At 74.1% G+C, this 26,932-nt stretch carries 25 protein-coding genes, 1 tRNA gene and 1 pseudogene; 20 read left to right on the top strand and 7 right to left on the bottom strand.

The window, feature by feature from the left end; all coding sequences use genetic code 11:
- Nucleotides 1-246 precede the first annotated feature (246 nt).
- The 11 genes from ACZ52R_RS27855 to htpX all read left to right on the top strand — a co-directional run bounded on the left by ACZ52R_RS27855 (nt 247) and on the right by htpX (nt 11,499).
- Nucleotides 247-663, top strand: coding sequence for an NADH-quinone oxidoreductase subunit A (locus tag ACZ52R_RS27855; protein ID WP_465616063.1), 417 nt, complete (start codon nt 247-249; stop codon nt 661-663).
- Complete coding sequence (locus ACZ52R_RS27850) at nt 654-1,349, top strand: NADH-quinone oxidoreductase subunit B (protein WP_465616065.1); 696 nt, start codon at nt 654-656, stop codon at nt 1,347-1,349. Before ACZ52R_RS27855 ends, ACZ52R_RS27850 begins: the two co-directional genes overlap by 10 nt.
- Complete coding sequence (locus ACZ52R_RS27845; RefSeq protein WP_465754359.1) at nt 1,346-2,506, top strand: NADH-quinone oxidoreductase subunit C; 1,161 nt, start codon at nt 1,346-1,348, stop codon at nt 2,504-2,506. The genes ACZ52R_RS27850 and ACZ52R_RS27845 overlap by 4 nt, the downstream gene beginning before the upstream one ends.
- A complete protein-coding gene (gene nuoH, locus ACZ52R_RS27840) occupies nt 2,503-3,462 on the top strand; it encodes an NADH-quinone oxidoreductase subunit NuoH (RefSeq protein ID WP_465616069.1) in 960 nt (319 codons plus the stop codon). The genes ACZ52R_RS27845 and nuoH overlap by 4 nt, the downstream gene beginning before the upstream one ends.
- Nucleotides 3,459-4,013 (top strand): NuoI/complex I 23 kDa subunit family protein, encoded by a 555-nt coding sequence (locus ACZ52R_RS27835; protein WP_465616071.1) that lies wholly within the window; start codon nt 3,459-3,461, stop codon nt 4,011-4,013. Before nuoH ends, ACZ52R_RS27835 begins: the two co-directional genes overlap by 4 nt.
- Nucleotides 4,010-4,747, top strand: coding sequence for an NADH-quinone oxidoreductase subunit J family protein (locus ACZ52R_RS27830; RefSeq protein WP_465616073.1), 738 nt, complete (start codon nt 4,010-4,012; stop codon nt 4,745-4,747). Before ACZ52R_RS27835 ends, ACZ52R_RS27830 begins: the two co-directional genes overlap by 4 nt.
- Nucleotides 4,747-5,121, top strand: coding sequence for an NADH-quinone oxidoreductase subunit NuoK (gene nuoK, locus ACZ52R_RS27825; protein ID WP_360495483.1), 375 nt, complete (start codon nt 4,747-4,749; stop codon nt 5,119-5,121). Before ACZ52R_RS27830 ends, nuoK begins: the two co-directional genes overlap by 1 nt.
- Entirely contained in the window at nt 5,118-7,178 is a 2,061-nt protein-coding gene (locus tag ACZ52R_RS27820; RefSeq protein WP_465754358.1) for an NADH-quinone oxidoreductase subunit 5 family protein, read from the top strand. Before nuoK ends, ACZ52R_RS27820 begins: the two co-directional genes overlap by 4 nt.
- A 53-nt stretch (nt 7,179-7,231) precedes the next feature.
- Entirely contained in the window at nt 7,232-8,812 is a 1,581-nt protein-coding gene (locus tag ACZ52R_RS27815) for a complex I subunit 4 family protein (RefSeq protein WP_360495477.1), read from the top strand.
- Between the two features lie 56 nt (nt 8,813-8,868).
- A complete protein-coding gene (locus ACZ52R_RS27810; protein ID WP_465616078.1) occupies nt 8,869-10,419 on the top strand; it encodes an NADH-quinone oxidoreductase subunit N in 1,551 nt (516 codons plus the stop codon).
- 216 nt (nt 10,420-10,635) lie between these two features.
- Entirely contained in the window at nt 10,636-11,499 is an 864-nt protein-coding gene (gene htpX / locus ACZ52R_RS27805; protein WP_465754357.1) for a zinc metalloprotease HtpX, read from the top strand.
- Nucleotides 11,500-11,571: 72 nt separating this feature from the next.
- Here htpX and ACZ52R_RS27800 read toward each other — a convergent pair whose 3' ends face one another.
- Nucleotides 11,572-13,026: an aminotransferase-like domain-containing protein gene (locus ACZ52R_RS27800; RefSeq protein WP_465754356.1), complete on the bottom strand. Its 1,455-nt coding sequence runs from the start codon at nt 13,024-13,026 to the stop codon at nt 11,572-11,574.
- Between ACZ52R_RS27800 and ACZ52R_RS27795 the strand changes: the two genes are divergently transcribed.
- From ACZ52R_RS27795 to ACZ52R_RS27785, 3 genes are all read left to right on the top strand, one after another.
- The gene (locus ACZ52R_RS27795; protein ID WP_465616084.1) at nt 13,025-13,933 is read left to right on the top strand and encodes a DMT family transporter; all 909 of its coding nucleotides are present in this window, start codon (nt 13,025-13,027) and stop codon (nt 13,931-13,933) included. The genes ACZ52R_RS27800 and ACZ52R_RS27795 overlap by 2 nt on opposite strands.
- A gap of 193 nt (nt 13,934-14,126) precedes the next feature.
- A complete protein-coding gene (locus ACZ52R_RS27790; protein ID WP_360495463.1) occupies nt 14,127-14,552 on the top strand; it encodes a BlaI/MecI/CopY family transcriptional regulator in 426 nt (141 codons plus the stop codon).
- A gap of 3 nt (nt 14,553-14,555) precedes the next feature.
- Nucleotides 14,556-15,512, top strand: a complete 957-nt coding sequence (locus ACZ52R_RS27785) for a M48 family metalloprotease (protein WP_360495460.1) — start codon at nt 14,556-14,558, stop codon at nt 15,510-15,512.
- A gap of 21 nt (nt 15,513-15,533) precedes the next feature.
- Here the strand turns inward: ACZ52R_RS27785 and ACZ52R_RS27780 are convergent, their stop codons facing one another.
- Nucleotides 15,534-16,223, bottom strand: a complete 690-nt coding sequence (locus ACZ52R_RS27780) for an FMN-dependent NADH-azoreductase (protein ID WP_465662453.1) — start codon at nt 16,221-16,223, stop codon at nt 15,534-15,536.
- A gap of 74 nt (nt 16,224-16,297) precedes the next feature.
- On the opposite strand from ACZ52R_RS27780, the gene ACZ52R_RS27775 reads away from it, so the two are divergent.
- Nucleotides 16,298-17,269: a sigma-70 family RNA polymerase sigma factor gene (locus ACZ52R_RS27775; RefSeq protein WP_465754355.1), complete on the top strand. Its 972-nt coding sequence runs from the start codon at nt 16,298-16,300 to the stop codon at nt 17,267-17,269.
- Between the two features lie 99 nt (nt 17,270-17,368).
- On the opposite strand, the gene ACZ52R_RS27770 is transcribed toward ACZ52R_RS27775, so the two are convergent.
- Nucleotides 17,369-18,373 carry an NADP-dependent oxidoreductase gene (locus tag ACZ52R_RS27770; RefSeq protein ID WP_465754354.1) on the bottom strand — a complete coding sequence of 335 codons (1,005 nt, stop codon included), beginning with the start codon at nt 18,371-18,373 and terminating at the stop codon, nt 17,369-17,371.
- 99 nt (nt 18,374-18,472) lie between these two features.
- Here ACZ52R_RS27770 and ACZ52R_RS27765 point away from each other — a divergent pair.
- Nucleotides 18,473-19,366: pseudogene (locus ACZ52R_RS27765) on the top strand (LysR family transcriptional regulator); the annotation flags it as partial.
- A 74-nt stretch (nt 19,367-19,440) separates the two neighbouring features.
- Here ACZ52R_RS27765 and mug read toward each other — a convergent pair.
- The 3 genes from mug to ACZ52R_RS27750 all read right to left on the bottom strand — a co-directional run bounded on the left by mug (nt 19,441) and on the right by ACZ52R_RS27750 (nt 22,332).
- Nucleotides 19,441-20,055 (bottom strand): G/U mismatch-specific DNA glycosylase, encoded by a 615-nt coding sequence (gene mug / locus ACZ52R_RS27760; protein WP_465616366.1) that lies wholly within the window; start codon nt 20,053-20,055, stop codon nt 19,441-19,443.
- A 14-nt stretch (nt 20,056-20,069) separates the two neighbouring features.
- Nucleotides 20,070-21,068, bottom strand: a complete 999-nt coding sequence (locus tag ACZ52R_RS27755) for a phosphatase PAP2 family protein (protein WP_465754353.1) — start codon at nt 21,066-21,068, stop codon at nt 20,070-20,072.
- A 184-nt stretch (nt 21,069-21,252) separates the two neighbouring features.
- On the bottom strand, nt 21,253-22,332 hold the full coding sequence (locus ACZ52R_RS27750; RefSeq protein ID WP_465616368.1) for a M24 family metallopeptidase: 1,080 nt from the start codon (nt 22,330-22,332) through the stop codon (nt 21,253-21,255).
- 438 nt (nt 22,333-22,770) lie between these two features.
- On the opposite strand from ACZ52R_RS27750, the gene ACZ52R_RS27745 reads away from it, so the two are divergent.
- The gene (locus ACZ52R_RS27745; RefSeq protein ID WP_465616094.1) at nt 22,771-23,262 is read left to right on the top strand and encodes a hypothetical protein; all 492 of its coding nucleotides are present in this window, start codon (nt 22,771-22,773) and stop codon (nt 23,260-23,262) included.
- A 158-nt stretch (nt 23,263-23,420) separates the two neighbouring features.
- Here the strand turns inward: ACZ52R_RS27745 and ACZ52R_RS27740 are convergent, their stop codons facing one another.
- Nucleotides 23,421-23,909 (bottom strand): YajQ family cyclic di-GMP-binding protein, encoded by a 489-nt coding sequence (locus ACZ52R_RS27740; protein WP_360496056.1) that lies wholly within the window; start codon nt 23,907-23,909, stop codon nt 23,421-23,423.
- Nucleotides 23,910-24,150: 241 nt separating this feature from the next.
- On the opposite strand from ACZ52R_RS27740, the gene ACZ52R_RS27735 reads away from it, so the two are divergent.
- The 3 genes from ACZ52R_RS27735 to kdpF all read left to right on the top strand — a co-directional run bounded on the left by ACZ52R_RS27735 (nt 24,151) and on the right by kdpF (nt 26,932).
- A tRNA-Tyr gene (locus tag ACZ52R_RS27735) sits at nt 24,151-24,231 on the top strand.
- 354 nt (nt 24,232-24,585) lie between these two features.
- Entirely contained in the window at nt 24,586-26,418 is a 1,833-nt protein-coding gene (locus ACZ52R_RS27730) for an APC family permease (protein WP_360495437.1), read from the top strand.
- Between the two features lie 424 nt (nt 26,419-26,842).
- Nucleotides 26,843-26,932, top strand: a complete 90-nt coding sequence (kdpF, locus tag ACZ52R_RS27725; protein WP_045693083.1) for a K(+)-transporting ATPase subunit F — start codon at nt 26,843-26,845, stop codon at nt 26,930-26,932.

Here is a 26,932-nt window from a genome sequence, read left to right as displayed (position 1 = left end):
CCACCCCCGTCCCGGACGCCGGGCGTTCACCGGGGTGTCCACGGGCCGTCTTGCGGAACGGGCAGGGTTCGGGTGGAGCCGAGCCGTCCCCTTAGACTCACGCATTGGCCATGGTTGTGATCCCGGTTGAGACCGTGGTCGGGACCGTGGTCAGGACCGCGGTGACGACCGTGGTTATGACCGTGAGAGGAAACGTCGTAGAACTGCCTTGAGGGGCGGATTCACGGCCGAGGTGGAGGCGAAGGCATGGAGGGGCAGCACGCGGCTGTCGTCGCGGCCGACCCGGCGGTCGGCAGCGGCTACTTCGACGCGTACGCCGCGATGGGCGTGCTGGCCGTCGTCGGGGTGCTGTTCGTCGCCGTGGCGTTCACCGCCAACCGCCTGCTGCGGCCGGTGGTCTACTCGCCCGAGAAGCTCCTCGCCTACGAGTGCGGCGTGGACCCGGTGGGCGAGGACTGGGCGCACACCCAGATCCGCTACTACGTGTACGCCTTCCTGTACGTGATCTTCGCGGTCGACGCGATCTACCTGTTCCCGTGGGCGACCGTCTTCGCCACCGCCGGGTACGGCGCCGGAACGCTGATCGAGATGTTCCTCTTCATCGGCTTCCTCGCAGTCGGGCTGCTCTACGCCTGGAAGAAGGGCGTTCTGGAATGGACGTGACGCACTCCCACTCGCACGGCGCCCAGGGCGGTCCCGTCCCGCTCGGACTGCCGGACCCCGCCCGCCCCGGCGCCGTCGAGCGCCGCGGCATCGGACCGCTGGCCCGGCTCGCGCCGGACCCGGTCAAGGTGGTGCTCAACTGGGGTCGCCGCTACAGCCTCTGGTGCTTCAACTTCGGCCTGGCCTGCTGCGCGATCGAGTTCATCGCCGCGTCCATGGCCAAGCACGACTTCATCCGGATGGGCGTCATCCCGTTCGCGCCGGGTCCCCGTCAGGCGGACCTGATGATCGTCTCGGGGACGGTCACCGACAAGATGGCCCCGGCCGTCAAGCGGCTCTACGAGCAGATGCCCGAGCCGAAGTACGTCATCTCCTTCGGCGCCTGCTCCAACTCCGGCGGGCCCTACTGGGACTCGTACTCGGTCACCAAGGGCGTGGACCAGATCATCCCGGTCGACGTCTACGTGCCCGGATGCCCGCCCCGGCCCGAGGCGCTGCTCCAGGGCATCCTCAAGCTGCAGGAGAAGATCGCCGAGGAGTCCCTGCCCGACCGGTACACCGCGCCCGCGGCGGCGCTGCGCCGCCCGCTGGTGGCGGGGCCCACGGCTGCGGCCGGTTCCGAGGCCGGGTCTTCGGCCGGGTCTTCGAGTGAGGCCGGGCCTTCGAGTGAGGGAGGGGCCTCGTGACCACGGCCGAGCAGTACGCGGCGTCGGTCGGGGAGTGGGCGACCGGCGCCGAGGCGTACGGGCTGATCACCGTCGACGTCCCGGCCGAGAACTGGATCGAGGCGCTCACCAACGCCCGGGACGTCCTGGGCCTGGGCTTCTTCGACTGGCTGAGCGCCGTCGACGAACTCGCCGAGGGCTTCTCCGTGGTCGCGCACCTGGCCGCCGTCGAGGCACCGGGCGTGCGGCACCTCGCGCTGCGCACCAAGGTGCCGCGCGACAAGGCGGCACTGCCGACCGCCGTCTCCGTCTACGCCGGTGCCGGCTGGCACGAGCGCGAGACGCACGAGATGTTCGGCATCGACTTCCCCGGGCACCCCTACCTGGCCACCCTGCTGCTGCCGGACGGCTTCGAGGGGCACCCGCTGCGCAAGGAGTTCGTGCTCGCCGCCCGGGTCGCCAAGGACTGGCCGGGCGCCAAGGAGCCGGGCGAGTCGGACCACGGCGGCGGCCCGGCCCGGCGCAAGATGCAGCCGGCCGGTGTGCCGGACCCGAACGAGTGGGGGCCGCTCAAGGGCACCCTGCCGCCGGTCGCCGAGCGGCCCGCGCGCGGTGCGCGGGCGGCGGGCGCGGCGGCGCGCACGCCCCGGGCGGCCGCTGCCGCCGGTGGCGCCGCCCCTGCTGCCGGTGCCGCCGGTGCCGCCGGTGCCGCCGGTGGCGCCGCCGAGGGCGCGCCCGTACGGGCCGACCGGCCGCGGCGGACGCGCTCGGTGGCGGAGGGCTCGGCGAGCCAGGCCGCTTCCGACGCCGCTCCCGCTGCTTCCGGTGCTCCCGCCGCTCCCGCTTCCGGTGCTCCCGCTCCCGCTTCCGGTGCTCCCGCCGTTCCCGCCGAGGAGACGCCCGCGGTGCGGGCGGACCGGCCGCGGCGAGTCCGGTCGGTCTCCGACGGGTCGGTCAGCCAGACCGCCGACGAGGCCGCGCCGGAGCGTCCGGCCCCCGCGCGGCCCTCGTCCTCCGACGCGCCCTGGCACAACCCGGTGCCGGCCCACGACGAGAAGCCGTCGGGCGACCGGCCCCCGGCGCCGTCGGGCGACGAGCCCGCGGAGCAGCCCGGCGAGCCGGAGCAGAAGGACGAGACGGCGGCCGCCCCGGCCGACCGGGACGGAGACGGCGCGTGAACCTGCTCGACACCGTGCTGCGCTGCGTCGCCACCCTCGTGGTCTTCCTGGTCGTCCCGCTGGTCATCGGCCAGACCGAGCACAAGGTCATGGCGCACATGCAGGGCCGGCTCGGCCCGATGTACGCGGGTGGCTTCCACGGCTGGGCACAGCTCGTCGCGGACGGCGTGAAGTTCGCGCAGAAGGAGGACATCGTCCCGGCCGGGGCGGACCGCCGGATCTTCCAGCTGGCGCCCGCCGTCTCGCTGCTGCCGTACCTCTTCGTCCTGCTGGCGATCCCGGTCGGCCCGAACGGCTTCGTCGGCCAGGCGATCGACGCCGGGCTGTTCTTCGTGCTGGCCGTGATGGGCGTCGGCGTGATCGGCAAGCTGATGGCCGGCTGGGCCTCGGCGAACAAGTTCTCGCTGCTCGGCGGTCTGCGCACGGCCGCGCAGCTGATGTCGTACGAGCTGCCGATGGTGCTGGCGGCGGCCTCGGTGGCGATGGCCGCGGGCACCCTCTCGCTGCCCGGGATCGTGGACTCCTGGCAGTGGTACTGGCTGCCCTGGCAGGTCATCGGCGCGTTCGTGTTCTTCACGGCCGGTCTGGCCGAGCTGCAGCGCCCGCCGTTCGACATGCCGGTCGCCGACTCGGAGATCATCTTCGGCGCGTACACCGAGTACACCGGTCTGCGGTTCGCGCTGTTCCTGCTGTCCGAGTACGTGGGCATCCTGGTGGTGTCCGCGCTGACCGCGGTGCTCTTCCTGGGCGGCTGGCACGGGCCGATGGCGGACCAGCTCGGCTGGCTCTGGATGATCCTCAAGACCTTCGCGCTGGCCTTCGTGGTCATCTGGCTGCGGGTCACCTACCCGCGGCTGCGCGAGGACCAGCTGATGCGCTTCGCGTGGACGGTGCTGATCCCGCTCGCCCTGGTCCAGCTGGCCCTCACCGGCATCATCAAGGTGGCGATCTCATGAGTTTTCCGGGTATCGGCCTCGCCAAGGGGCTGGCCGTGACGCTGCGGACGATGACGAAGAAGAGCGTCACCGCGCAGTACCCCGACGTGCAGCCGGTGCTGCCGCCGCGTTCGCGCGGCGTCATCGCGCTGCTGGAGGAGAACTGCACGGTGTGCATGCTCTGCGCGCGCGAGTGCCCGGACTGGTGCATCTACATCGACTCCCACAAGGAGACGCTGCCGGCCGCCGAGCCGAACGCCCGGGCCCGCACCCGCAACGTGCTGGACCGGTTCGCCATCGACTTCTCGCTCTGCATGTACTGCGGGATCTGCATCGAGGTCTGCCCCTTCGACGCGCTGTTCTGGTCGCCGGAGTTCGAGTACGCCGAGACGGACATCCACGAGCTGACCCACGAGCGGGACAAGCTCCGCGAGTGGATGTGGACCGTCCCGGCGCCGCCGGCGCTGGACCCGGCGGCCGAGGACCCCAAGGAGATCGCCACCGCGCGCAAGGCCGCGGACAAGCTGGCCGCAGCCGCCGCGGCGCTGGAAGAGAAGGGTGACGACGCATGAGTACCGCCGCCACGCTTCTCGCGGCGACCGGCTCGTTGGAGCCGGCCGCCCGTTCGTTCCTGTCCCCGACCGGGCAGGAGATCGTCTTCCTGCTGGTCGGCATCGCCGTGCTCGGCTCGGCCGTGGTCGCCGTCACCACCAAGCAGCTGGTGCACGCCGCGCTCTGGCTGGTCGTCGCGCTCGGCGGGCTGGCGGTGGAGTTCCTGCTGCTCACGGCCGAGTTCATCGCCTGGGTGCAGGTGCTGATCTACCTCGGCTCGGTGGTCGTCCTGGTGCTGTTCGGGCTGATGCTCACCAAGGCGCCGATCAGGCGCTCGCCGGACGCCGACTCCAAGAACCGCTGGGTGGCCCTGGTCGTGGCGCTGGCCTCGGCCGGGACGCTGGTCACGCTGGTCGTCGACGCCTTCCGGACCTCCTGGATCGACCTCGGCGCGGGCGGCGGCTCCGCCGCCGTCACCGGGGCGAGCCTGTTCCGGAACTGGGTGCTGCCCTTCGAGGCACTGTCCGTCCTGCTGCTGGCGGCGCTGGTCGGCGCGATCGTGCTGTCGCGCGGGGACAAGCGGCGGGTGCCGGTGCCCCGGGCGGGCAAGCTGCGCGCAGGACGGCCGGTCGGGTCCAACGGGACGGTCGCCGCGACCGCGCCCAAGCCGGCCGCGCCGGCCGCCGCCGAGCAGGCCGCCGCTGAGCCGGCCGCCGCCGAGTCGGCCTCCGCCGAGCCGGAGGAGAAGAGCTGATGCACCTCGCCTACCCCGTCGTCCTCGCCGCGCTGCTGTTCAGCGTCGGCGTGTACGGCGTGCTCGCCCGGCGCAACGCCGTCCTGGTACTGATGTCGGTCGAGCTGATGCTCAACGCCGTCAACCTCAACCTGGTCGCCTTCGACGCCTGGCTGCGCGACTCGCTGCACGCCGGACAGGCGCTCACCCTGTTCACCATCACCGTCGCCGCCGCCGAGATCGGGCTGGGGCTCGCCATCGTCCTGCTGCTGTTCCGGGCCCGGGGCACGGCGGACATCGACCGGGCCACCGCGCTCGGCGACCCGGCCGAGTCGCTCGCCGCCGAGGAGACGCCGACCGGAGCCGAGGCGCTGAAGGGCCAGGCCGCCGCATGAACCTCGCCCTGCCCGTACTCGTCCCCGTGCTGCCCGCGCTCGGCGCGGCCGCGACCCTGGCCACCGGCAAGAAGGCGCCCGGGCTGGCCCGGCCGCTGGCGATCGCCCCGGTCGCCGTCTCGGCCGTGCTCGCCCTGGTGGTCGCCCTCCAGCTCGGCACCGGCCAGACCCTCGACGCGGCCACCCGGCTCACCCCGACCGGCGGCCCGGACATCACGCTCGCCCTCCACCTGGACGGCTTCAGCTCGCTGATCTCGGTGCTCGTCGGCCTGGTCGCCACCTGCGTCCAGGTCTACTCGACCGCGTACCTGAAGCAGGACCCGCGCTACCCCTCGTACGCGGCGCTGGTCTCGCTGTTCACCGCGGCGATGTTCCTGGTGGTCTACTCGGGCGACCTGATCGTGCTGCTGGTCGGCTGGGAGGTCATGGGCCTCTGCTCGTACTTCCTGATCGGCCACCACTGGGAGAGCGCGGACGCCCGCTCGGCCTCGCTCAAGGCCTTCCTGGTCACCAAGCTCGGCGACGTGCCCTTCCTGTTCGGGATCTTCCTGCTGGGCGCGGACGCCGGCAGCTTCCGGATCACGGACGTGCTGGCCGCCGCGGGCGAGGGCAAGCTCGGGCACCCGACGCTGATCGCGCTGCTGCTGCTCGCCGGGGTCGCCGGCAAGAGCGCGCAGTTCCCGCTGCACACCTGGCTCCCGGACGCCATGGCCGGCCCCACGCCGGTCTCCGCGCTGATCCACGCCGCCACCATGGTCGCGGCCGGCATCTACCTGGTCGCCCGGCTGATGCCGGTCTTCCTGCTGTCCGGCGCGGCGCTGGTCGTGCTCGCGGTGATGGCCGCCGTGACGATGATCGGCTCGGCGCTGTGCGCGCTCGCCCAGGACGACCTCAAGCGGGTGCTCGCCTACTCCACCGTCGGCCAGCTCGGCTACATGGCCGGCGCGCTGGCCAGCGGCGACCGCGAGGCCTCCGTCTTCCACCTGGTCAGCCACGGCGCGTTCAAGGCACTGCTGTTCCTGGCCGCCGGTGTGGTGATCCACGCCGCGCACACCAACTCGATCTCCGCGATGTCCCGGATCCCGGGGCTGCGCAAGCGCGTCCCGGACGCCTACTGGACGATGGGCATCGCGCTGATCGCCCTGATCGGGCTGCCGCCGTTCTCCGGCTTCTTCAGCAAGGAGGCGGTGCTGACCGCCGCCGAGCACGCCGCCAAGGGCGAGGCGCTCACCAACGGGCTCGGCCCGGCCTCGGCGGTGCCGCAGGTCGCCGGGTGGATCGTGCTGATCTCCGCCGCGCTCACCGCGCTGCTCACCGCCGCGTACGCGACCCGGCTCTTCCTGGTGGCGTTCCACAGCCCGGCCGGTGCCGCCGCTGCCGCACCGCAGGTGCTGCCCGCCGCCGACCGGGCCACTGTCGTGGCCGACCACGAGGCCGACGCGCCGTACTCGCCCGAGCTGGACGAGGCCGACCCGGGCAGCACCGAGCCGCCCGCGATGCGCTGGCCGCTCTGGGTGCTCGCCGTCCCGACCATGGGCTTCGGCATCGCCGGCCTGCGCTCGGACTGGCTGCCCGCGCTGCTGGACGGCGGCTCGCTGCGACCCACCGGGGTCACCGCCGTCACCGGCACCGGGCTCGCCGTGGTCGGCGTGCTCGCGGCGTACGGCGCCTGGCGCTCGGCGACCGCCCGGCTGGGCACCGGCAGGCCGGCTCCGGCCGCCGCCGGCCGGGTGCCCGAGCAGGCCGGAGCGCCGGCCGCCGAGGTGATCGTCGCCGACCCCGGGCGCACCCTGCTCGGCCCGCTGTTCGGCCCTGCCCGGCACGGCTTCGGCGTCGACCGGCTGTACCAGGCGCTGTTCGTCCGACCGGTGGTCGCCGCCGCCCGGCTGGTCCGCTTCCTCGACCGCGAGGTCGTCGAGGGCTACGTGCAGGGCAGCGGGATCGGCGCCAACCTGCTCGGCCGGGCCGTCCGGCTCGCGCAGACCGGCAACGCGCAGACCTACCTCAGCGCCCTTCTGGCCGCCGTCGTCCTGCTGGCCGTCCTGGTGGCGGTGTAGCCGGTGCTGTCCTTCACCTCCGTCCCCTCGACCGCCGCACGTAGGAGCCCCCGATGAACGCAGTCCTCATCGCCCTCCTGGTGCTGCCGCTGCTCGGCGCCGCGCTCACCCTGGCGCCGGTGTTCGGGCCGGACCGGGCCGCCGCCGACCGGCGGGCGCTGCGGCTGAACACTGTCGTCACCGGCGCGGTGCTCCTGCTCACCGTCGCCCTCGCGGCCGGCTTCGACCACGACGAACCCGCCCGGATGCAGGCCACCACCGACGTGTCCTGGATCCCGGCCCTGCACGTGCGCCTCCACCTCGGCGTGGACGGCATCTCGCTGCCGCTGATCGTGCTGACCGCGCTGCTCACCTTCCTCTGCGCGCTGTACTCGGAGAAGCGGCTGCCGAACGGGGAGGCCCGGGGCGGAGTCCCCGATGAGCCCCGTCCGTCCGCGCAGGCCTTCGTCGGGCTGTTCCTCCTCCTCGAAGTCGGCATGCTCGCCACCTTCGCGGTGCTGGACCTCCTGCTCTTCTTCCTGGCCTTCGAGATCGTGCTGATCCCGATGTACTTCCTGATCGCCCGCTGGGGGAGCGGCGCGAAGGCCCCGGCCGCCAACCGGTTCATCCTCTACACGCTGCTCGGCTCGGCCGTGATGCTGCTCGGCTTCCTGCTGATCGGCAGCAAGGCCGGCACCTTCGACATGCAGGCCCTGGCCGCCGCGCACGGCAGCGGACTGAGCCACACCACCCAGGTGATCGCCGCGCTGGCGATCCTGGTCGGGCTCGCCGTCAAGGCCCCCGCCTGGCCGCTGCACAGCTGGCTCCCCGACGCGCACACCGCCGCCCCGACGGTGGGCTCGGTGCTGCTCGCCGGTGTGCTGCTGAAGATGGGCACGTACGGTCTGGTCCGCGTCCTCCTCCCGGTCGTGCCGGACGGCACCGCCACGCTCGCCCCCTACCTGGGCGCCTTCGCGGCCGTCGGCATCGTCTACGGATCACTCGCCTGCCTGGCGCTGGCCCGCCCCGGATCCAAGGGCGACCTCAAGCGCCTGATCGCGTACTCCTCCGTCGGCCACATGGGCTTCGTGCTGCTCGGCATCGCCTCCCTCACCCCGGTGGGCGTCAACGGCGCACTGTTCGCCAACATCGCCCACGGCCTGATCACCGGCCTGCTGTTCTTCGTCGTCGGTGCGCTCAAGGACCGCTACGGCACCGCCGACCTCGACACCCTCTCCGGCGCCACCGGCGCCGCCCTGTACGGCCGGGCGCCGCGACTCGGCGCGTTGCTCGCCTTCGCCGCCGTCGCCAGCCTCGGCCTGCCCGGCCTGGCCGGCTTCTGGGGCGAGCTGCTCGCCATGTTCGGCGCGTTCGACCCGGCCGACGCCCTGTCGCGCCCCGCCTTCGTCACCTACATGGTCCTGGCCGGCCTCGGCACCCTCCTCACCGCCGCCTACCTGCTGATCGTCGTCAAGCGCGTCTGCATGGGTGACCCCGAGCAGCCCGCGCCGGTGGCCGAGGTGGCCGACCTGCGCCCGTACGAGGCCGTCAGCTGGACGCCGCTGGCCGCGCTCACCCTGCTCGCCGGCCTCTGGCCCGCGTTGCTGCTCGGCCTCTCGAACCCCGCCGTCAAGCACCTCCTCGGGGGTGGCTGACCGTGCTCGCAGCCCAGACCGCCGCACTCGGACCTCACTCCACGGGGCAGCACACTGTGACCTCCCTCGCCGTAGCCAACCCGGGCAGCCTGATCCAGTCCGTGGACTGGGTGGCGATCGCGCCCCCGCTGATCGCCGCCGTGGCCGCCCTCGCCGTGCTGGTCACGGACCTGTTCCTGCCCGAGCGGCACAAGAAGTGGCTCGGCCGCCTCACCGTGGCCGGACTCGCCCTCGCCCTCATCGCGCTTCTTCCCCTCACCGGTGGGTCACCCCGAGCGACCTTCTGTGTGCAGAACGTAGCAGGCGGCACTGACAACGCCGGCTGCTCCTACGTCGCCGACCATTTCGCCCTGGTGTTCCAGCTGCTCGTCCTCGGCGGCGCGCTGATCGCGGCGCTGCTCTCGGCCCACACCGTCGAGAACGAGAAGCTGCCCCGCGGCGAGTACTGGTTCCTGCTGCTCTCCAGCGCCACCGGCGCCGCCCTGCTGCCCGCCTCCCGCGACCTCGCCACCCTGGTGATCGCCCTGGAGGTCGCCTCGCTGCCCGCCTTCGCCCTGGTCGCGCTGCGCCGGGACGGCCGGGGCGCGGAGGCCGCGCTCAAGTTCTTCGTCTCCTCCGTGACCGCGACCGCCGTGATGCTGCTCGGCATCGGCTTCGTCTACGCGGCGAGCGGCAGCCTGCACCTCGCCGCCGTCGCCCAGGGCCTGGAGCACGCCCCCGCGCAGCTCAAGCCGCTGGCCGAGGCGGGCGCGGTGCTGACCCTGGTCGGCTTCGCGTTCAAGGTCGCCGCAGTCCCGTTCCACTTCTGGGTGCCCGACACCTACACCGGCGCGCCGCTGCCGGTGGCCGGCTACCTGTCGGTGGTCGGCAAGGCGGCCGGGCTCTCCGGGCTCGCCCTCGCCACCACCATCGCCTTCCGGCCGTACGCGCACACCTGGGGGGCGGCGCTCGCGGTGCTGGCCGCCGTCACCATGACCGTCGGCAACGTCGGCGCGCTGCGGCAGCGCTTCGACACCCGGTACAGCGCGGTGCGGCTGCTCGCCTGGTCCTCGGTCGGCCAGGCCGGGTACCTGCTGGTGCCGCTCGCCGCGGCCGGCTACGCGCCCACCGGGAGCGACCAGCTCGGCGCCACCGCCGCGTACGCACTGATCTACGGCGTGGTGAACCTCGGCGCCTTCGCGGTGGTCGCGGCGGTCGGCCGCCGGGCCGGGACCAGCGTGGACGACTTCCGCGGCCTGTTCGCCCGCCGCCGCTGGACGGCGCTGGCACTCGCCTTCTTCCTGCTCTGCCTGGCCGGACTGCCGCCGGGCGTGATCGGCCTGTTCGGCAAGGTCGTGGTGTTCCGCGCGGCCGTCGACGCCGGGCTGGGCTGGCTGGCCGTGGTGATGGCCGCCAACGTGGTCGTCGCCCTGTACTACTACCTGCTGTGGACGGCCCGGCTGTTCGCCCCGGCGGCGGACCGGCCGGCGGGCGGCGCCGTGGTCGAGGCCGAGCAGCGCCTGCCCGCGAGCCTGACCGCGACCCTGGGGCTCACCGCCTCGGTCGCGGTGGTCCTGTCGGTGGCGCCCCAGCTGGTCCTGCAGGTCGCGGGCGGCTCGCTGTTCTGAGCCGGTGCCCGCCCCGGCGGGGCGGTGCCCGTTCCGGTGCGGCGGTGCGGCGGTGCGGCAGTGCAGCGGCGCGGCGGGGCGGCAGTACGACGGTGCGACGGGCCGGCGCGGCGGTGTCGCGTCGGTCACAAGGGAACAAGGTCCCAGGCCCCGCCCGTTGACCGGGCAAGAGGGACGAGGCAAGGGCTTCCCCACCGCACCAATGGAGGGCCTGACGTGCACCGCCGGCACAACGGACTGAGGACCGCCGTCCTGCTCGGTGGCCTCTCCGCGCTGATCCTGGTGATCGGAAGCTTCTTCGGCCGCACCGGCTTCGTGATCGCCCTGCTGATCGCCCTCGGAACCAACGCCTACGCCTACTGGAACAGCGACAGGATCGCGCTGCGCGCCATGCGGGCCCGGCCGGTCAGCGAGTTCGAGGCGCCGCAGCTGTACCGGATCGTGCGCGAGCTCTCCACGGCCGCCCGCCAGCCGATGCCCCGCCTCTACATCTCCCCGACCCCGGCCCCCAACGCCTTCGCCACCGGCCGCAACCCGCGCAACGCGGCGGTCTGCTGCACGGAGGGCATCCTACGGCTCCTGGACGAGCGCGAGCTGCGGGGCGTGCTCGGGCACGAGCTGAGCCACGTCTACAACCGGGACATCCTGATCTCCTCGGTCGCCGGGGCGCTCGCCTCGGTGGTGATGTTCCTGGTGAACTTCGCCTGGCTGATCCCGATCGGGCGCGACGAGGACGACGACGGGCCCGGGCTGTTCGGGGTGCTCGCCATCATGATCCTCGGACCGCTCGCGGCCGGACTGATCCAGATGGCGGTCAGCCGCTCCCGCGAGTACCAGGCCGACGCCGACGGCGCCCGGATCACCGGCGACCCGCTCGCCCTCGCCGGCGCCCTCCGGAAGCTCGACGAGGGCACCCGCCGGCTCCCCCTGCCGCCCGAGCCGCAGCTCCAGACGGCGAGCCACATGATGATCGCCAGCCCCTTCCGCCCCGGCGAGGCCGGCGCCAGGCTCTTCTCCACCCACCCTCCGATGGCGGAGCGCATCGCCCGCCTGGAGCGGATGGCGGGGTACGGGCGGTAGCCGACCGCCACCCGCGGTTGCAGGGGTCAGGGGGCGCGGCGAGGCCTGGGCGGGCCCCTGCGCCACCCGGGTTCAGCCGGCGGTCTCCTCGTAGGCCAGTCGGAGGCGGTGGATGCCCTCGGCCACCCGGGCGGGGCTCTCCGCGGCGGCGTAACTGAGGCGGACGTGGGGCGCCTGGGGTTCGGCGGGGTGGTAGGGGCGGCCGGGGGTGATCTGGACGCCGGTGCGCAGGGCGGCGGCGGTGAGGGCGCCGTCGTCGGTGCCGTCCGGGAGGCGCAGCCACAGGTGGTAGCCGCCGGGGCGGTGGATGGTGAGGAGGCCGGGCAGCTCGCGGTGCAGGGCGGCGACGGCGGCGGTGCGGCGGTCGCGCAGTTCGGTGCCGAGGGTGCGCAGGTGGCGGGCCCAGGTGGGGTCGGCGACCAGTTCCAGCGTCGCTTCCTGGAGCGGCCGGGGCACGAAGAAGCTGTCCACCACCTGGGTGGCCCGCAGCCGGGCCAGGGCGGGGCCGCGGGCGGTGAGGGCGCCGATCCGCAGGTTGGGGGAGGCGGCCTTGGTGAGCGAGCGCAGGTGCACCACGACCCCGTCCCGGTCGTCGGCGGCGAGCGGGCGCGGCAGCGCGGGGGCGTCCGCGTGGACCAGGAGCCGGGCGAAGTCGTCCTCGACGACGAAGGCCCCGGCCGCCCGGGCGATCCGCAGGACCTCCTCCCGCCGTGAGGGTGAGAGCACCGCGCCGGTGGGGTTCTGGAACAGCGGCTGGCAGACGAAGACCCGGGCCCGGGTGGCCGCGAACGCGTCCGCCAGCAGGTCGGTGCGGACGCCGTCGGCGTCGATCGGGACGGGGACGGGCCGCAGCCCGGCGGCCCGGATGACCGCCAGGATGCCCGGGTACGTCGGCGATTCCACCAGGACCGGCGCGCCGGGCGCGGCCAGCGAGCGCATGGCGACGGTGAGCCCGCCCTGCCCGCCGGAGGTGATCAGGACGTCTCCGGCGCCGATCGGCCCGCCGTGGCCGCCGATGTCGCGGGCGAACCAGCCGCGCAGCTCGGTGAGGCCGTCGACGGGTGGGCGGTCCCAGGCGCCGGGGCGCCGGCCGGCCCGGGCGAGGGCGGTGGCGAGCAGGCGTTCGGGCAGCAGTGAGGCGTGCGGGTAGCCGCTGTTGAGGTCGATGACGTGGGGCGGCGGCACCCGGAGGGTGGCGAGGACCGGGGCGGCGATCAGGTCGCGGGGGCCGGAGTCGGCGCTGAGCGCGATCTCCTGCCAGGAGAGGTCGCCGGTGCGGCCGGGCGGTGCGGCGGGGGCGGTCGGGGCCGCGGCGAAGGCCGCCGCCCGGAAGACCCCGGCGCCGGGCCTGGAGACCACCAGTCCCTCGGCGACGAGGACCGCGATGGCCCGGGAGACCGTCACCGGGCTGACCTGGTGGCGTTCCATCAGCGCCCGGCTGGCGGGCAGCTTCCGTCCTTCCGGGTAGCGCTCGACCTCCCGCCGCAGCGTGTCGGCGAGTTCGGTCACACTGCTACGCTCGTTCATGACGGCACAAGATAGCGCTACCCAGCTCCGGGCGATAGCACCGCAGCGCGGCGCGGCCTCCGGCACCGCTCTCGCCGCCCTCGGGGTGGCCTCCTTCTCGCTCAGCTTCCCGGCCACCGCGTGGTCCCTGACCGGCTTCGGCCCGTGGACCTCGACCGGCCTGCGCGGGGTCCTGGCCGGGGCGCTGGCCGCGCTCTACCTGCTGGCCGCCGCCGCCCCGCTGCCGCAGCGGCGGCACTGGCCCGCCCTGCTGGTGGTCTCGGTCGGCTGCGTCCTCGGCTTCCCGCTGCTGACCACGCTCGCCCTGCGCACCTCCTCGACCGCCCATTCGGCGGTGGTGATCGGCGTCCTGCCGCTGGCCACCGCGGTGGTCGCGGCGCTGCGCACCGGCCGCCGGCCGTCCCGGGCGTTCTGGGCGGCCGCGCTGGCGGGGGCGGTGGCCGTCCTGGCCTTCACCCTGCTGCAGAGCCACGGCCGGCCGACCGTCGCCGACCTCTACCTGTTCGTCGGGCTGGTGATCTGCGCGGCCGGGTACGCGGAGGGCGGGCGGCTCTCCCGGGACCTCCCGGGCGCCCAGGTGATCGCCTGGGCGGTGCTGGCCGCACTGCCGGTGACGCTGCTGACCTCGGCGTTCGGGCTGGCCACCGAGCCGGTGCAGCTCGGGCCGAAGGCGCTGGCCGGGCTGGCGTACGTCGCGGCGGTGTCGCAGTTCGGCGGGTTCGTGCTCTGGTACCGGGGGATGGCCGGGATCGGCGTGCCGAGGGCCAGTCAGCTGCAGCTCGGGCAGCCGCTGCTGACGCTGGTCTGGTCGGTGCTCCTGCTCGGCGAGCACCTGCCGGCCGCCGCGCCGGTCACGGCGGTGGTGGTGCTGGTCTGCATCGCGGTGACCCAGCGGGCCCGGACCTGAGCGGGCAGCGGCGCGGGGGACGCCGAACGCCACGGCTGACCCCACGGCTGACGCCACGGCGAACGCCGCCGCGAACGCCGCCGCCCGTACGGCCCCGGAGCCGCGCACTGACCGCTTCGGAGCAGCCCTCCGCTCGTTAGGATGAAGCCGTGCCCGTCGGTCCGGGCGCGGCATCCGGAGGGAGTGGGCCGTCATGGCAGACGAGAGGCACGCCCCGGCGGCCGGGGAAGCGCCGGCCCGACGACGCGGCCAGGGCGAGCTGGAGGCGCAGGTGCTGGCGGTGCTCCAGCAGGCGCCCGGCCCGGCCAGCGCGGGGTGGGTCCAGGAACGCCTGGAGGGCGACCTGGCGTACACCACGGTGATGACCATCCTGTCCCGGCTGCACGCCAAGAACGCCGTCTCCCGGTCCCGCTCCGGCCGCTCCTACCTGTGGCTGGCCTCCTCCGACGCCGCCGGGCTGGCGGCGCTGCGGATGCGCCGGATGCTCGACGGGGAGGCCGACCGGGACGCCGTCCTGGCCAGTTTCGTCACTGCGCTGCTGCCGCACGACGAGGAACTGCTGCGGGCGCTGCTCGACGCCGCCTCCGCCGATCCGGCGGCGACCGACCGCGAGAGCTGACCCGTGGGCTTCTTCGTCTTCCTCCCGCTCATCCTGCCGCTCACCGCGGTTCCGATCGCGCGCCTGACCGAGCAGCACCTGCACCCGCGCGGCGCGGCCCGGCTGATGACCGTGATCAGCGCGGTGATGGCGGTGTGCAGCGTGCTCTGCCTCGGGCTGATCGGCGTGGTGGGCACCGCGCAGATCCCCGGCAACCCGCTCCCGGACAGCTGGTCAGACCCGGAGGTGCGGGCCGCGCTGCCGTACCACGAGACGGTCGGCACGGCCGCGATGTGGCTGCTGGCGCTGGTGGGCCTCGCCTGCGCCCGGACGCTCGTCCGGCACCTGCGGGTGCGCGCCCGGGCCCGGCGGGCGCTGTCCGGACTGCCCGCGCGGCCCGGGCCGACCGGTGACCTCGCGGTGCTGCCGGACCGCAGCCCGTACGCCTACGCGCTGCCCGGCTCGCCCGGGCGGGTGGTGGTGTCCACCGGGATGCTGGACGGCCTGGCGGCGGACGAGCGGGAGGCCCTGCTCGCCCACGAGCGGGCGCACCTGCGCCACCGTCACCACCGGTACCTGCTGACCACCCAGCTCGCCGCCTGCGTCAACCCCTTCCTGCGGCCACTGCAGGACGCGGTGGCGTACAGCGCGGAGCGGTGGGCGGACGAGGACTCGGCACAGGCCGTGGGGGACCGCCGGATCACCGCGCGGGCGGTGGCCCGGGCGGCCCTGGTCTCGCACGCCGCCCCGGCGCCCGGCTTCGCGGCCTTCGCCGCCCCGACCGCGGCGGCCGGTCCGGTGCCGCGCCGGGTCGCCGCGCTGCTCGGCCCGGTGCCGACCTCCCGCAACTGGCCGCCGGCCAAGACCCCGGCGGGCCTGGCGGCGATGGTCGCCGCGATCGGGACGGCGGCGTCGGCGCTGTGCGCGCTCAACGCCGCCGTGGCCCTGCTGCTGGTGCTGAAGGCCGTCACCCCGCTGTAGTGGACGAACCTGCCGCCGGGCTCAGAGCGTCGCGGCCAGTTCGTCGACGGCGGCCTCGGCCGCCGCCAGCGACTCGGCGGCGAGCGGCTCCAGGCCGTTCAGCGCGGGAACGTCCACGGCCCGGGTGAGCTCGGCGGTGACGACGTGCAGGTTCTCCTCGGCGATTCCGAGGCTGCCGAAGTACGCCCGCAGGTACGGGAGCTGGAAGTCGAAGTGCTCGCGCGGGGTGCCCGGCCCGTAGCCGCCGCCGCGGACGGCGACGACCACCACGCGGGTGCCGCGCAGCAGCCGCTCGCCGGTGTCCGGGTCGAGGAAGGCGCCGGGGAAGGAGACCCGGTCGATCCACGCCTTGAGGCCGGTCGAGACGGTGAAGTTGTACATCGGGCTGCCGAGCAGCAGGGTGCCGGCGGCCCGCAGCTCCTCGATCAGCGGCCGGCTGAGCGCCCACTCGCGCGCCTCGTCCGGGTTCTCGACCAGCGCGGCGACGTCCGCCGGCGGGAGCGGGCCCTTGCGTTCGGTCCGTCGGCCGAGGCTGTCGTAACCGGCGCGCACCGCGGGCACCGGGTCGGCGGCGAGGTCGCGGTAGCGGTGCCGGGCGGCGCTGCCGTGCCGGGCGCGCCATGCGGCGGCGAAGCGGCCGGTCAGGGCGCGGCTGACCGAGCCGGCCGGGCTGATGCTGGAGTCCAGGTGGAGCAGCGTGGTGGAGGTCATGGTGGTCTCCTGGTCACCTCGGGGGAGGACGGATCGTCATAGCGGTGACGAGCCGGGCCGAGGAAAGGTGACCGATGGACCGGGACGGGATTTCGGGAGCGATCACCGAGGGAGCGCCGGCCGGGGACGCGATTACCAGCGGAGCGGCGGCCGGGGACGCGATCACCGGCGGAGCGGCGGCCGCAGGCGCGGCGGCGCGGTTCGAGGCCGAGCGCGGGCGGCTGCGGGCGATCGCCCAGCGGATGCTCGGGTCGACCGGCGAGGCCGAGGACGCCGTGCAGGAGGCCTGGCTGCGGCTGGCCCGGACCGACCCGGCGGAGATCGACAACCTGCCCGGCTGGCTGACCACCGTGGTCTCCCGGATCTGCCTGGACCTGCTGCGGGCCCGCGCCGCGCGCCGCGAGGAGCCGACCGGCGAGGCGCTGCCGGACGCGGCGGGCGGTGGCGCGGACCCGGAGCGGGAGGCGCTGCTGGTCGAGTCGGTGGGCCGGGCGCTGCTCGTGGTGCTGGACCGGCTGGGCCCGGCCGAGCGGGTCGCCTTCGTGCTGCACGACGGCTTCGCGGTGCCCTTCGAGGAGATCGCGCCGATCGTCGGACGGACCCCGGTGGCCGCCAAGAAGCTGGCCAGCCGAGCCCGGCAGCGGGTGCGGGGCACGGCCGCGCTGCCCCCGGAGCCGCTGGCCGGGCACCGGCGGGTGGTGGAGGCCTTCCTGGCCGCCGCCCGGGACGGGGACCTGGCCGGGCTGCTGGCCGTCCTGGCCCCGGACGTGGTGCGCCGGGCCGACCCGGCCGCGCTGCCGCCCGGCCGCGCCCTGGTGGCCCGCGGCGCGGCGACGGTCGCCCGGGAGACCACGGTCTTCGGCCGCCGGGCCCGCCACGGCGCGGTGGCCCTGGTGGACGGGGTGCCGGGCATCCTGATCGCGCCGGCCGGGCGGCTGCGGCTGGTGCTGCGGGTGGCGGTCGCGGACGGCCGGGTGGCCGGCTACGAGGTGGTCGCCGACCCGGCCCGGCTCGCCGCCCTCGAGCTGGCCGTACTGCCGGGGTGATCCCGAGGCCCGCCCCGCCGCCCGTCCGCCCCGCCGCCCGTCCGCCCCGCCGCCCGTCCGTCCCGCCCCGCCCGCCGAAGGGCTCAGTCGGTGGAGGGCTCAGTCGGCGATCCGGACCAGCATCTTGCCGGTGTTGGCGCCGCGCAGCATGCCGAGGAAGGCGTCCACCACGCGGTCGAAGCCGTCCACGATCGTCTCGTCCGGGACGACGGCGCCCGACCGCAGGTGCGGGACGAGGAAGTCGTACAGCTCGGGCCGGGCGTCGAGGTGGTTGCGGACCAGGAAGCCCTCCAGTCGCAGGCTCTTGCCGACCACGTCGTAGAGGTTGCGCGGCGCGGCCGGCGGGTCCTGCGGGCGGTCGTACTGGGCGACGGCGCCGCACCAGGCGATCCGGCCGTGGTCGCGCAGGGCGCCGACGGCGGCTTCCAGGTGGTCGCCGCCGACGTTGTCCAGGTAGACGTGCAGCCCCTCGGGGGCGGCCTCGCGCAGGCGCTCCGCGATCGGGCCGTCGTGGTAGTCGAAGGCGGCGTCGAAGCCGAGGTGCGCGGTGAGGCGGGCGGCCTTGGCGGCGGAGCCGGTGCTGCCGACGATCCGTCCGGCACCGAGCAGGCGGGCGAGCTGTCCGGCGGCGGTGCCGACGCCGCCGGCGGCCGCCGAGACGAACACCGTCTCGCCGGGCTGGAGCCGGGCGATCCGGGTCAGGCCGACCCAGGCGGACAGGCCGGTGCCGCCGAGCACCGACAGGTGGGCGCTGAGCGGGACCCCGGCGAAGTCGGGCAGCAGGCTCGCCCGCTCGGCGGTGACCACCGAGTGGGTGCGCCAGGCCTGGCGGTGGTGGACGAGCGCCCCGACGGGCAGGGCGTCGGCCCGGGACTCCACCACCCGGCCGAGGGTGCGGCCCTCCAGCGGGGCGTGCAGCTCCCAGCCGCCCTCGTTCATCTCCTCCCGCATGTACGGGTCGACGGACTGGTAGAGGTTCTCGACGAGGGCCTCGCCCGCCGCGAGCGCCGGGACGGCCTCCTCGACGAAGGCGAAGTTCTCGGCGGTCGGCGCGCCGTCGGGGCGGGAGACCAGGTGGACGGCGTGGGCGGTGGGGCGGGACATCGGGGCGCTCCGGACGGGTGAGGACGGGCGGGACGTGATCACCGTAGGAAGCGGGGGAGCGGTCGGGCAGGGGCTCACGTCGATGGAACGGCGGCTTCCATGAACGGGATCGATGGATCGGGGACTAGATTCGGGCGCATGACCGATCTCGCCCCGCACGAGCTGCGGACCCTCGTCGCCGTCGACGAGGAGCGGAGCTTCACGGCGGCCGCCGGCCGCCTGGACACCACCCAGTCCGCCGTCTCGCACGCCGTGCGGGCCTGCGAGCGGAAGCTCGGCACGGTGCTGTTCGACCGCGGCCGCCACGGCGCGCGCCCCACCGACGCCGGCCTCCGGGCCCTGGCGTACGCCCGCCGGATCCTGCGGCTGCTGGACGCCATGGGTCCCGAGGTGCGCGGTGCCGGAACGGAGGGGCCGCTGACCGGCACGCTGCGGATCGCCGCCTTCCGCAGCGCCGCCGCCCACCTGCTGCCGCCCGTCCTGGCCCGGCTAGCCGAGCGCCACCCCGGGCTCGGCACGCACGTCCGGATCGTCCGGGAGATCGGCCGCGGCACCGCCGGGGAGGTCGCCGACGGCCGCGCCGACCTCGGGCTCGCCACCCTGGACGCAAGCGGCCCGCCGCCCGTCCCGGGCCTGGTCGCGGCGCGCCTGTACGAGGAGACGTACGCGCTCGCGCATCCACAGGGCCACCCGGCGCCGCGCGAGCTCCCGCTGGTCGACTGGGACGAGAACTGCGGCTCGTACACCCGGGACTGGTGGCAGCGGCAGGACTGGATCCCGCCCGCGACCGTTGACGTGGAGGACGACACGGTCGCCCTCTCGCTGGTCGCCCAGGGCATCGGCATGGCGATCATGCCCCGGACGGCGCTGCTCGGCGCCCCGGCCGGCCTCGCCGTGACCGACCTCGGGCCGCGCCCGCCCAGCCGCTTCGTCGGGTACGTCACCACGCCCGAGCTGGCCGGGGCGGCCGCCGTCCGGGCGCTGATCCGCGAGCTGCGCGAGGTCCCGCTGCCGGCGGGGCTCACCTCCGCCCGGCCCTCGGCAGCCGCCCAGCCCGCGACGGCGGCTCAGCCCTCGACGGCTGCCGCGTCCCCTTCGCCCCCGCCGCCCTCGCCGCCCCCGCCGACCCCGCCGCCCTCGATGGCTTCGACGGCCTCCCTGAGCTTGCGGAACTCCCCGGCCAACGCGTCCAGGGTGTAGTGCGCGTTGAGGCCGCTGGGGTTGGGCAGTACCCACACCTCGGTGTCGCCGATGCCCTCGGGCTGGCGGCCGATCGCGGCCCGTCGCTGCCCGAAGGCCGTCCGGTAGGCGCCGATGCCGAGGACGGCCAGGGCCCGCGGGCGCAGCCGCCGCACCCGGTCGCGGAGCGCGGCACCGCCCTCGCGCAGTTCCTCGGCGGTCAGCTCGTCCGCCTTGGCGGTGGTGCGCGGGGCGACGTTGGTGATCCCCAGGCCGAGCGCGAGCAGCTGCTCCTGCTCGTCCGGCCGGTACTGGCGCCCGGTGAAGCCGGAGCGGTGCAGCGCGGGCCAGAAGCGGTTGCCGGGCCGGGCGAAGTGGTGTCCGGTGGCGCCGGACCACAGGCCCGGGTTGATGCCGCAGAACAGCACCCGCAGCCCGGGCCCGGTGATGTCCGGGATGGTGGTGTCCTTGGCGGCCAGCAGCTGTTCGGCGGTGGGCTTCATCGGCGTGTGCGGCTTCACCCGGCCAAGTGTGCCGTGCCCTCCGCCGGCGCCGTACGGCGGCAGCGCAGCCACCGCAGGCCGAAGACCACCGCGGCCGCGTACGCCCAGCCGACGAAGACGTCGATGATGAAGTGCTCCGCGCCGTAGACCAGGGTGAACGTCATCGCGAGCGGATAGGCGACCAGCACCGCCCGCAGCCAGGGCCGGACGGTGGGCCAGAAGAAGAACAGCAGCATCGCCGGGTAGGCGGAGTGCAGCGAGGGCATCGCGGCGACATCGTTGGCGAACTGGCTGCCGTTCTCCAGCAGCGAGTCGGCCTGCGGCAGCCCGCTCACCGAGATGACCTCCCAGACCACCCGGGTCACGTGCGGCAGGTTGCCGTCCTGGGCGACCAGCCACGGCGGGTCGGCCGGGAAGAGCAGATAGGTGGCGAAGCCCGCGAAGGTGAGCGTCAGGTAGCAGGCGAGCAGCTGTCGGAACCGGTGGTGCGCGCGTCGCCAGAGCGCGGCGAGCAGCAGGAAGACGACGAAGAAGTGCGAGAGGTAGACGCCGATCGCCGCGTAGTCGTACCAGCGCGGCGAACCGGGGGTGTAGAGGGCGTGCTGGAGCCGGACCGTCCAGGTCTCGCCGAAGCCGAGGGCCTCGTCGAAGCGCAGTTGTGGCAGCCAGTGCGGGGCCCACGGGGTGTGCGCGCCGTAGCCGCGCAGCAGCGAGTACGCCCAGACCACGGCCATCACCGGCACCCAGTCGCGCAGCACCAGGAGGAAGCCGCGGGGGCCGTGCCCGCTGTGCACGGCGGCGGTCAGCAGGGCGCCGATCAGCCAGAGGAACAGCACGTCGTTGGCGGCCGGGATGCCCTCGGCGCTCAGGAACCAGAGGAGGCCGGTCAGGTAGAGCGGCCACGCCAGGAACCGGAGTCTCGACCAGCCCGTCACGCGGGGGCGGGGTGGAGGCACCGGGCGCGGTTGTTCGGCCCGCACGGGGGGCGGGGCGGGGCGGAGGGTCTTGGTCATGCGCACCGAAACTAGCAATCGAAACTTGGAGGACTCTGGATGAAGTATGACCGGATCGTAAGAACGTCGGATCCGGTCAGCGCCGCTGCCGGCCTCGCCGCCCGCCTCGCTGCCGAGCTCGCGGTCGGTGCCGCGGTCGGTACCGCGGCCCACCTCGCGGTCGGCGCCGTGCCGGGCATCGCGCTCATGCCACGATGCCCAGCTCGTGCGGGGTGTTGTTGAAACGGCGGCCGCCGGTCGGGGTGACGGTGACGATGTCCTCGATCCGCACCCCGAACCGGCCGGGCAGGTAGACCCCGGGCTCGATCGAGAAGCACATCCCGGGCACCAGCGGCTGCTCCTCGCCCTCGACCAGGTACGGCGGTTCGTGCGTGGTCGTACCGATGCCGTGGCCGGTGCGGTGGATGAAGTACTCGCCGTAGCCGCCGTCGGTGATCACCCGGCGGGCGATCCGGTCGATCTCCTGGCAGCTCACCCCGGGGCGGACCGCCTCGAAGGCGGTCTGCTGGGCGAGCCGGACCAGGTCGTGGACCTTCCGCACCTCCGCCGGGACGTCCGTGCCGACGTGCACCGTCCGAGTGGTGTCGGAGCCGTAGCCGTCCTTAAGGCCGCCGAAGTCCAACACCACGGTGTCACCCGTTCGGATGACCCGGTCGCCGGCCTCGTGGTGCGGATCAGCGCCGTTGGGGCCGGAGCCGACCACCGTGAAGTCGACCTGGCTGTGCCCGTACTGGATGAGCAGCGCGCCGAGGTCGCCGGCCACGTCGGTCTCCCGGCGGCCGGCGAATGCTGCCTCCAGGATCCTGCGGTAGGCGGCGTCCGCCGCGCCGCCGGCCGAAGCCAGGCGCTCCAGCTCCTCGGTGTCCTTGACCGCGCGCAGCATCGGCAGGGTCTCGGTGAGCGAGGTGAACGAGGCGCCGGGCAGCGCGGCCTGGAAGCCGAGCAGGTGCATGGCCCAGGCGTTGTCGGAGACGCCGTAGCGCCCGGCCGGGTCGAGCAGCGGACCGGCGGTGGCGAACGGGTCCTCGCCGTCGGACCAGTCGAGCAGCCGGACGGCCTTGGCGCCGACCGCCTTCTCGGCGTCCGGGCGCTCCAACGTGGGGACGACCAGGGTGGGTTCGCGCCCGACGGTGAGGACGAGGGTGGTCAGCCGCTCGGTGATCGCGGTCGGCGTGTAGCCGCACAGGTAGGCCAGGTCGGGGCCGGCGGCGACGACCAGGCCGGCCAGCCCGGCGGCGGTCGCCTCGGCGCCGGCCCGAACCATCCGGGCGGTGTAGTCCTCGACGGTGAAGGGTCGGGGCACGGGTTCTCCCTCTGGGGGCGGACGGGCTCTGCCGGAACTCCATACTCCTCGAACTCCCTCAAGACCTCCTCGAGTCGGCGAAGCTCCAGGCGGACGTCGTGCAGGCCGGCCGCGGTGAAGGCGGCGGCGACCCGCTCGGCGGGCGTCCGGCACCCGGTGCCGGCCGCGGCGCGGGAGTCGGGGGAGGGCCCCGGGGCGGGCCGTACCCGGCCAGTCCACGCGGGTGCCGGGGCCGCCGCATGCGGCACGCACCCGAGTGGGTGACCGGCCGCCGGCGCCGGGGCGTTCGCGGCCGAGGCCCGGTGCTTGACGGTGCTCAGTCTGCTCTACGGTCTCCGACTGGGCACGGAATCATAAATTCCGGGCCGACTGTCAGTGCGGTGGGACACCATGGCCGGCATGGCCTACGAACTCCAAGCGCTGATAGGAACATTGGAGCTGCTGAGGGTGGCGGCGGCGGAGGTCCCGGCGGCCCGGGTGGTGCCCCTGGCACAGGGGCTGGCCCTGATCCCGGTCACCTCCGCCGTCCTCACCGCGCTCCAGGGCGACGGCAGCGTGCGGAAGCCCGCCGGCTGGGCCGGGTTCGGCCGGTACGCGGACGGCTTCGAACTCCGGCTCGCCGCCTGGTCGAAGGCCGGCCCGATCGCCTGCGTCGAGGCCGAGTACTTCGGCGGCAGCGGCACCCAGTGCGCCGCGGTCTGGGAGAACGGCCGGATCGTCCTCGGCCCGCTCACCGTCGGCGAGTTCGAGCCCGAGCCGCCCGAGGGCCTCCCGATCTCCCGAGCCCTGCGGCGGATCGGCGCGCGCACCGACGAGGGCCGGGTCGACGAGTTCGACTCGGTCGGCCTGGGCGCGCACCGCAGCACCGGGAGCTGGGCCGGGGCCGACTGAGCCGGCGCGCGCGGTTCGGCGTACGTGCGGTGGCTGCGTTCGGACGACTGCCCGACCGTGTGAGGCAGGCACGAACGGCCCCGCTCCCAAATACCGGGGAGCGGGGCCGTGCCGTTCGTCCCGCCGACCGGAGGCCAGTGGCTGGCGGCGGTTCGCGATCAGCGGTAGTTCACGTACTGGATCGCGAAGTCCAGGTCCTTGCTCTTGAGCAGGTTCTGCACGGCCTGGAGGTCGTCGCGGCTCTTCGAGCTGACGCGCAGTTCGTCGCCCTGAACCTGCGCCTTGACGCCCTTCGGGCCTTCGTCACGGATGATCTTCGCGACCTTCTTCGCGTCCTCCGTGGTGATGCCTTCCTTGATGTTGGCGAAGATCTTGTACTCCTTGCCGGAGAGCTGAGGCTCGGCGGCGTCCAGAGCCTTCAGCGACAGGCCGCGCTTGACGAACTTCGTCTGCAGCACGTCGAGGATGGCGCGCACGCGCTCCTCGCCGTTGGCCTTCATCTCGATCTTTTCGCCGGAGCGGCTGATCTCGCCGCCCACGCCCTTGAAGTCGAAGCGCGTCGCGATCTCACGGGAGGTCTGGTTGATCGCGTTGTCGACCTCCTGCCACTCGACCTTCGAGACGATGTCGAAACTGGAGTCGGCCATGGGTGTTGGTCTCCTTGATGCTCTGGCTGCACTGACAAGGGCTGCCCCACCGGACGCCCGCCGCCCCAGCCTATCCAGCGCCGCCCCGCCCTCGCCCGCGGCGAGCACGTGGCGATCCTTGATCATCGCGTGCCTCATCGCGTGCCTCATCGCGAGGCCTATCGAGTGGCGAACCACCCCCCGGCATCGGGTATGGTTTACCAAGTCGAACGGGGCGAACACCCCGGAAGGCAAAAATCCTGGCTGGTTGCCCGAGCGGCCAAAGGGAGCAGACTGTAAATCTGCCGCGTAAGCTACGCAGGTTCGAACCCTGCACCAGCCACAGGATAGAGAACAGCCCCTGATCTGCGGAAACGCAGATCAGGGGCTGTTTTGTCGTGCCCGGATGCCGACGGGCCCAGCTCTTGCACATTGCTTGCAATTGCGTGAGTCAGGCAGCAGAGTGGGGGCCCGGGGGTGGGAGTCCTTCGACTGAGCTGATCGTCTTCCCAACCGGCGCCCGCCGGGACAAACGGCTCGCCCACCCCCGCCAACAGCCCCTCCACGCAGGACGGCGGGCGCGTCAAGGGCCCGTCAAAGCTGCTCGTGGCCGCGTCAGGAACGCGTAGGGCCGGGGAGGCGCCGGGCGCACGGACCGCAGGATCGGAGCAACTACCGACCGCGGAGGTTCCGTCCGATGTCCAGCGCCACCACCACCCCGGCCGTCACGGCCGAACCCGAGCCGCCGGATACCGGCGCGGGCGACGAGCGGCACCGGCTCAGCGCGCTCGGCGGACTGGCGGCGCTGTCGCTGGACGCGATGGCCTCGGTGGCGTACGGGCCGGAGTCGATCGTGCTGGTGCTGGCGGCCGCCGGCGCGTACGGGCTGGGCTTCACGCTGCCGGTCACCGCGGCGATCGCCGTCCTGCTGGCGGTGCTGGTCGCCTCCTACCGGCAGGTGATCGCGGCGTTCCCGGACGGCGGCGGCTCCTACGCGGTGGCCAAGGCGCACCTGGGCCGCCGGACGGCGCTGACCGCGGCCGCCTCGCTGGTGATCGACTACATCCTGAACGTCGCGGTCTCGGTGACCGCGGGCGTGGCCGCGCTGACCTCGGCCGTACCGGGCCTGTACGGCCAGCGGGTCTGGCTCTGTCTGGGTGTGCTGGCCCTGGTGACCGCGGTGAACCTGCGGGGGATCGCCGAGTCGGCGCGCTGGTTCATGGCGCCGACGGCGGTCTTCGTCCTCGCGATCCTGGCGATCATCGTGGTCGGTCTGTTCCGGGACGGCCCGGCGAGCACCGCGGCGGCCGCCGGGCACGCCTCGGCGCTGGCCGGGAACGCCACCACGGTCGGTGCGCTGCTACTGCTCAAGGCCTTCGCGGCGGGCTGTTCGGCGCTGACCGGGGTGGAGGCGGTGGCCAACGCCGTCCCCTCCTTCCGCGCCCCGCGAGTGAAGCGGGCGCAGCACACCGAGGTCGTGCTCGGCGCCCTGCTCGGCGTGATGCTGATCGGCCTGGCCGTGCTGATCGGGCGCTTCCACCTCCAGCCGGTCGAGGGCGTCACCGTGCTCGCCCAACTCGCCGACGCCTCGCTCGGCCACGGCGCCGGCTTCTACGTCGTCCAGTTCGCCACCGTGGTCCTGCTCGGGCTGGCCGCCAACACGTCCTTCGGCGGGCTGCCGGTGCTGATGGACCTGCTGGCCCGGGACAACCACCTGCCGCACGTGTTCGCGCTGCGCGCCGACCGCCAGGTGTACCGGTACGGCGTGTTGTTCCTGGCCGCGGTGTCGGCGGCGCTGCTGGTCGGCTCCGGCGGGGACGTCAACAGCCTGGTGCCGTTGTTCTCGATCGGCGTGTTCGTCGGCTTCACCGTCTGCCAGGTCGGCATGGTCCGGCACTGGCTGCTGCACCGCCCGGCGGGCTGGCGGGGCAAGGCCGCGCTGAACGGCTTCGGCGCGCTGCTCACCGGCGTCGCCGCCCTGGTCGTCACCGGCACCAAGTTCACCGAGGGCGCCTGGGGCATCGTGGTGGCCCTGCCGCTGCTGGTGGTGCTGTTCGAGGCGATCCACCGCAGCTATGCGCGGATCGGCGAACGGCTGGAGCTGGGCCGCGTACCCGGCCCGGTGACCCGACAGCGCAGCCTGGTCATCGTCCCGGTGACCGCGATCACCCGGCTCACCCGGGACGGCCTGTCGGCGGCGCTCTCGCTCGGCGACGAGGTGATGGCGGTGACCGTCGTGCACGAGCCGACCGCGGCCGAGGCGCTGCGCCGGGACTGGGAGCTGTGGCAGCCGGGCGTGCCGCTGGTGGAGATCCCGGACGGCCGCCGGCGGCTGGGCCGGCCGATCGCCGACTTCGTCAACGAGCTCGGGGCGGAGCACGTCTACGACCGGCTGACCGTGCTGATCCCCGAGGTCGAGCCCGCCCGCTGGTTCCAGCGGGCGCTGCAGAACCGGCGCGGTGCCGTGATCGACCGCGCCCTGCGCCGGCACACCGACGCGGTGGTCTGCCGGCTGCGGATGCGGATGTGACCGGGGGAGACCCGCGTGAACGGCCCCGGGCGGCAGCCTGCCGCCCGGGGCCGTTCGCCGTCCCACCTGTTCGCCGTCCCACCTGTTCGCCGTCCCACCTGCACACCGTCCCACCACCCGTTTGCCGTCCCATCACCTGCACACCGCCCCACCACCCGTTCGCCGTCCCACCACCCGTTCGCGTCAAGGTCCCGTCAACGTGGCGCGGTCACCCGTATGGAGGGCGTCAGGGCTCGATAACGCGCCTCTGACGGCTGGTTTGCTGCATCTGCCGGTCGTCCGCCGGCGCCGCGCGAGCCGTACGGCCAGGTCGCGGCATCTCCCGAACCACGCTGGTGGAGCCCATGTCCGATCTCATCTACGTCGGTGTCACGGTCGCCGTGTTCGCCGTCATCGCCCTGATCGCGCGGGGGGTGGAGAAGCTGTGAGTGCCGAGAACATCGCTGGTCTGGTCGTGGCTGTCGCGCTCGTCGGCTATCTCGTCGTGGCGCTGATCTTCCCGGAGAAGTTCTGA

This window comes from Kitasatospora sp. NPDC034023, from assembly GCF_055575795.1.
The sequence above is the reverse complement of the archived record's forward strand: the minus strand, read 5'-3'. Positions and strand labels throughout refer to the sequence as shown.

What these genes read in the sequence shown, in the direction of transcription:
- ACZ52R_RS27855 (WP_465616063.1), top strand. Translation starts at nt 247, where the DNA reads ATGGAGGGGCAGCACGCGGCTGTCGTCGCGGCCGACCCGGCGGTCGGC.
- ACZ52R_RS27850 (WP_465616065.1), top strand. Translation starts at nt 654, where the DNA reads ATGGACGTGACGCACTCCCACTCGCACGGCGCCCAGGGCGGTCCCGTC.
- ACZ52R_RS27835 (WP_465616071.1), top strand. Translation starts at nt 3,459, where the DNA reads ATGAGTTTTCCGGGTATCGGCCTCGCCAAGGGGCTGGCCGTGACGCTG.
- ACZ52R_RS27830 (WP_465616073.1), top strand. Translation starts at nt 4,010, where the DNA reads ATGAGTACCGCCGCCACGCTTCTCGCGGCGACCGGCTCGTTGGAGCCG.
- nuoK (WP_360495483.1), top strand. Translation starts at nt 4,747, where the DNA reads ATGCACCTCGCCTACCCCGTCGTCCTCGCCGCGCTGCTGTTCAGCGTC.
- ACZ52R_RS27820 (WP_465754358.1), top strand. Translation starts at nt 5,118, where the DNA reads ATGAACCTCGCCCTGCCCGTACTCGTCCCCGTGCTGCCCGCGCTCGGC.
- ACZ52R_RS27815 (WP_360495477.1), top strand. Translation starts at nt 7,232, where the DNA reads ATGAACGCAGTCCTCATCGCCCTCCTGGTGCTGCCGCTGCTCGGCGCC.
- ACZ52R_RS27795 (WP_465616084.1), top strand. Translation starts at nt 13,025, where the DNA reads ATGACGGCACAAGATAGCGCTACCCAGCTCCGGGCGATAGCACCGCAG.
- ACZ52R_RS27800 (WP_465754356.1), bottom strand. Translation starts at nt 13,026, where the DNA reads ATGAACGAGCGTAGCAGTGTGACCGAACTCGCCGACACGCTGCGGCGG.
- ACZ52R_RS27790 (WP_360495463.1), top strand. Translation starts at nt 14,127, where the DNA reads ATGGCAGACGAGAGGCACGCCCCGGCGGCCGGGGAAGCGCCGGCCCGA.
- ACZ52R_RS27780 (WP_465662453.1), bottom strand. Translation starts at nt 16,223, where the DNA reads ATGACCTCCACCACGCTGCTCCACCTGGACTCCAGCATCAGCCCGGCC.
- ACZ52R_RS27775 (WP_465754355.1), top strand. Translation starts at nt 16,298, where the DNA reads ATGGACCGGGACGGGATTTCGGGAGCGATCACCGAGGGAGCGCCGGCC.
- ACZ52R_RS27770 (WP_465754354.1), bottom strand. Translation starts at nt 18,373, where the DNA reads ATGTCCCGCCCCACCGCCCACGCCGTCCACCTGGTCTCCCGCCCCGAC.
- mug (WP_465616366.1), bottom strand. Translation starts at nt 20,055, where the DNA reads ATGAAGCCCACCGCCGAACAGCTGCTGGCCGCCAAGGACACCACCATC.
- ACZ52R_RS27755 (WP_465754353.1), bottom strand. Translation starts at nt 21,068, where the DNA reads ATGACCAAGACCCTCCGCCCCGCCCCGCCCCCCGTGCGGGCCGAACAA.
- ACZ52R_RS27750 (WP_465616368.1), bottom strand. Translation starts at nt 22,332, where the DNA reads ATGGTTCGGGCCGGCGCCGAGGCGACCGCCGCCGGGCTGGCCGGCCTG.
- ACZ52R_RS27745 (WP_465616094.1), top strand. Translation starts at nt 22,771, where the DNA reads ATGGCCTACGAACTCCAAGCGCTGATAGGAACATTGGAGCTGCTGAGG.
- ACZ52R_RS27740 (WP_360496056.1), bottom strand. Translation starts at nt 23,909, where the DNA reads ATGGCCGACTCCAGTTTCGACATCGTCTCGAAGGTCGAGTGGCAGGAG.
- ACZ52R_RS27730 (WP_360495437.1), top strand. Translation starts at nt 24,586, where the DNA reads ATGTCCAGCGCCACCACCACCCCGGCCGTCACGGCCGAACCCGAGCCG.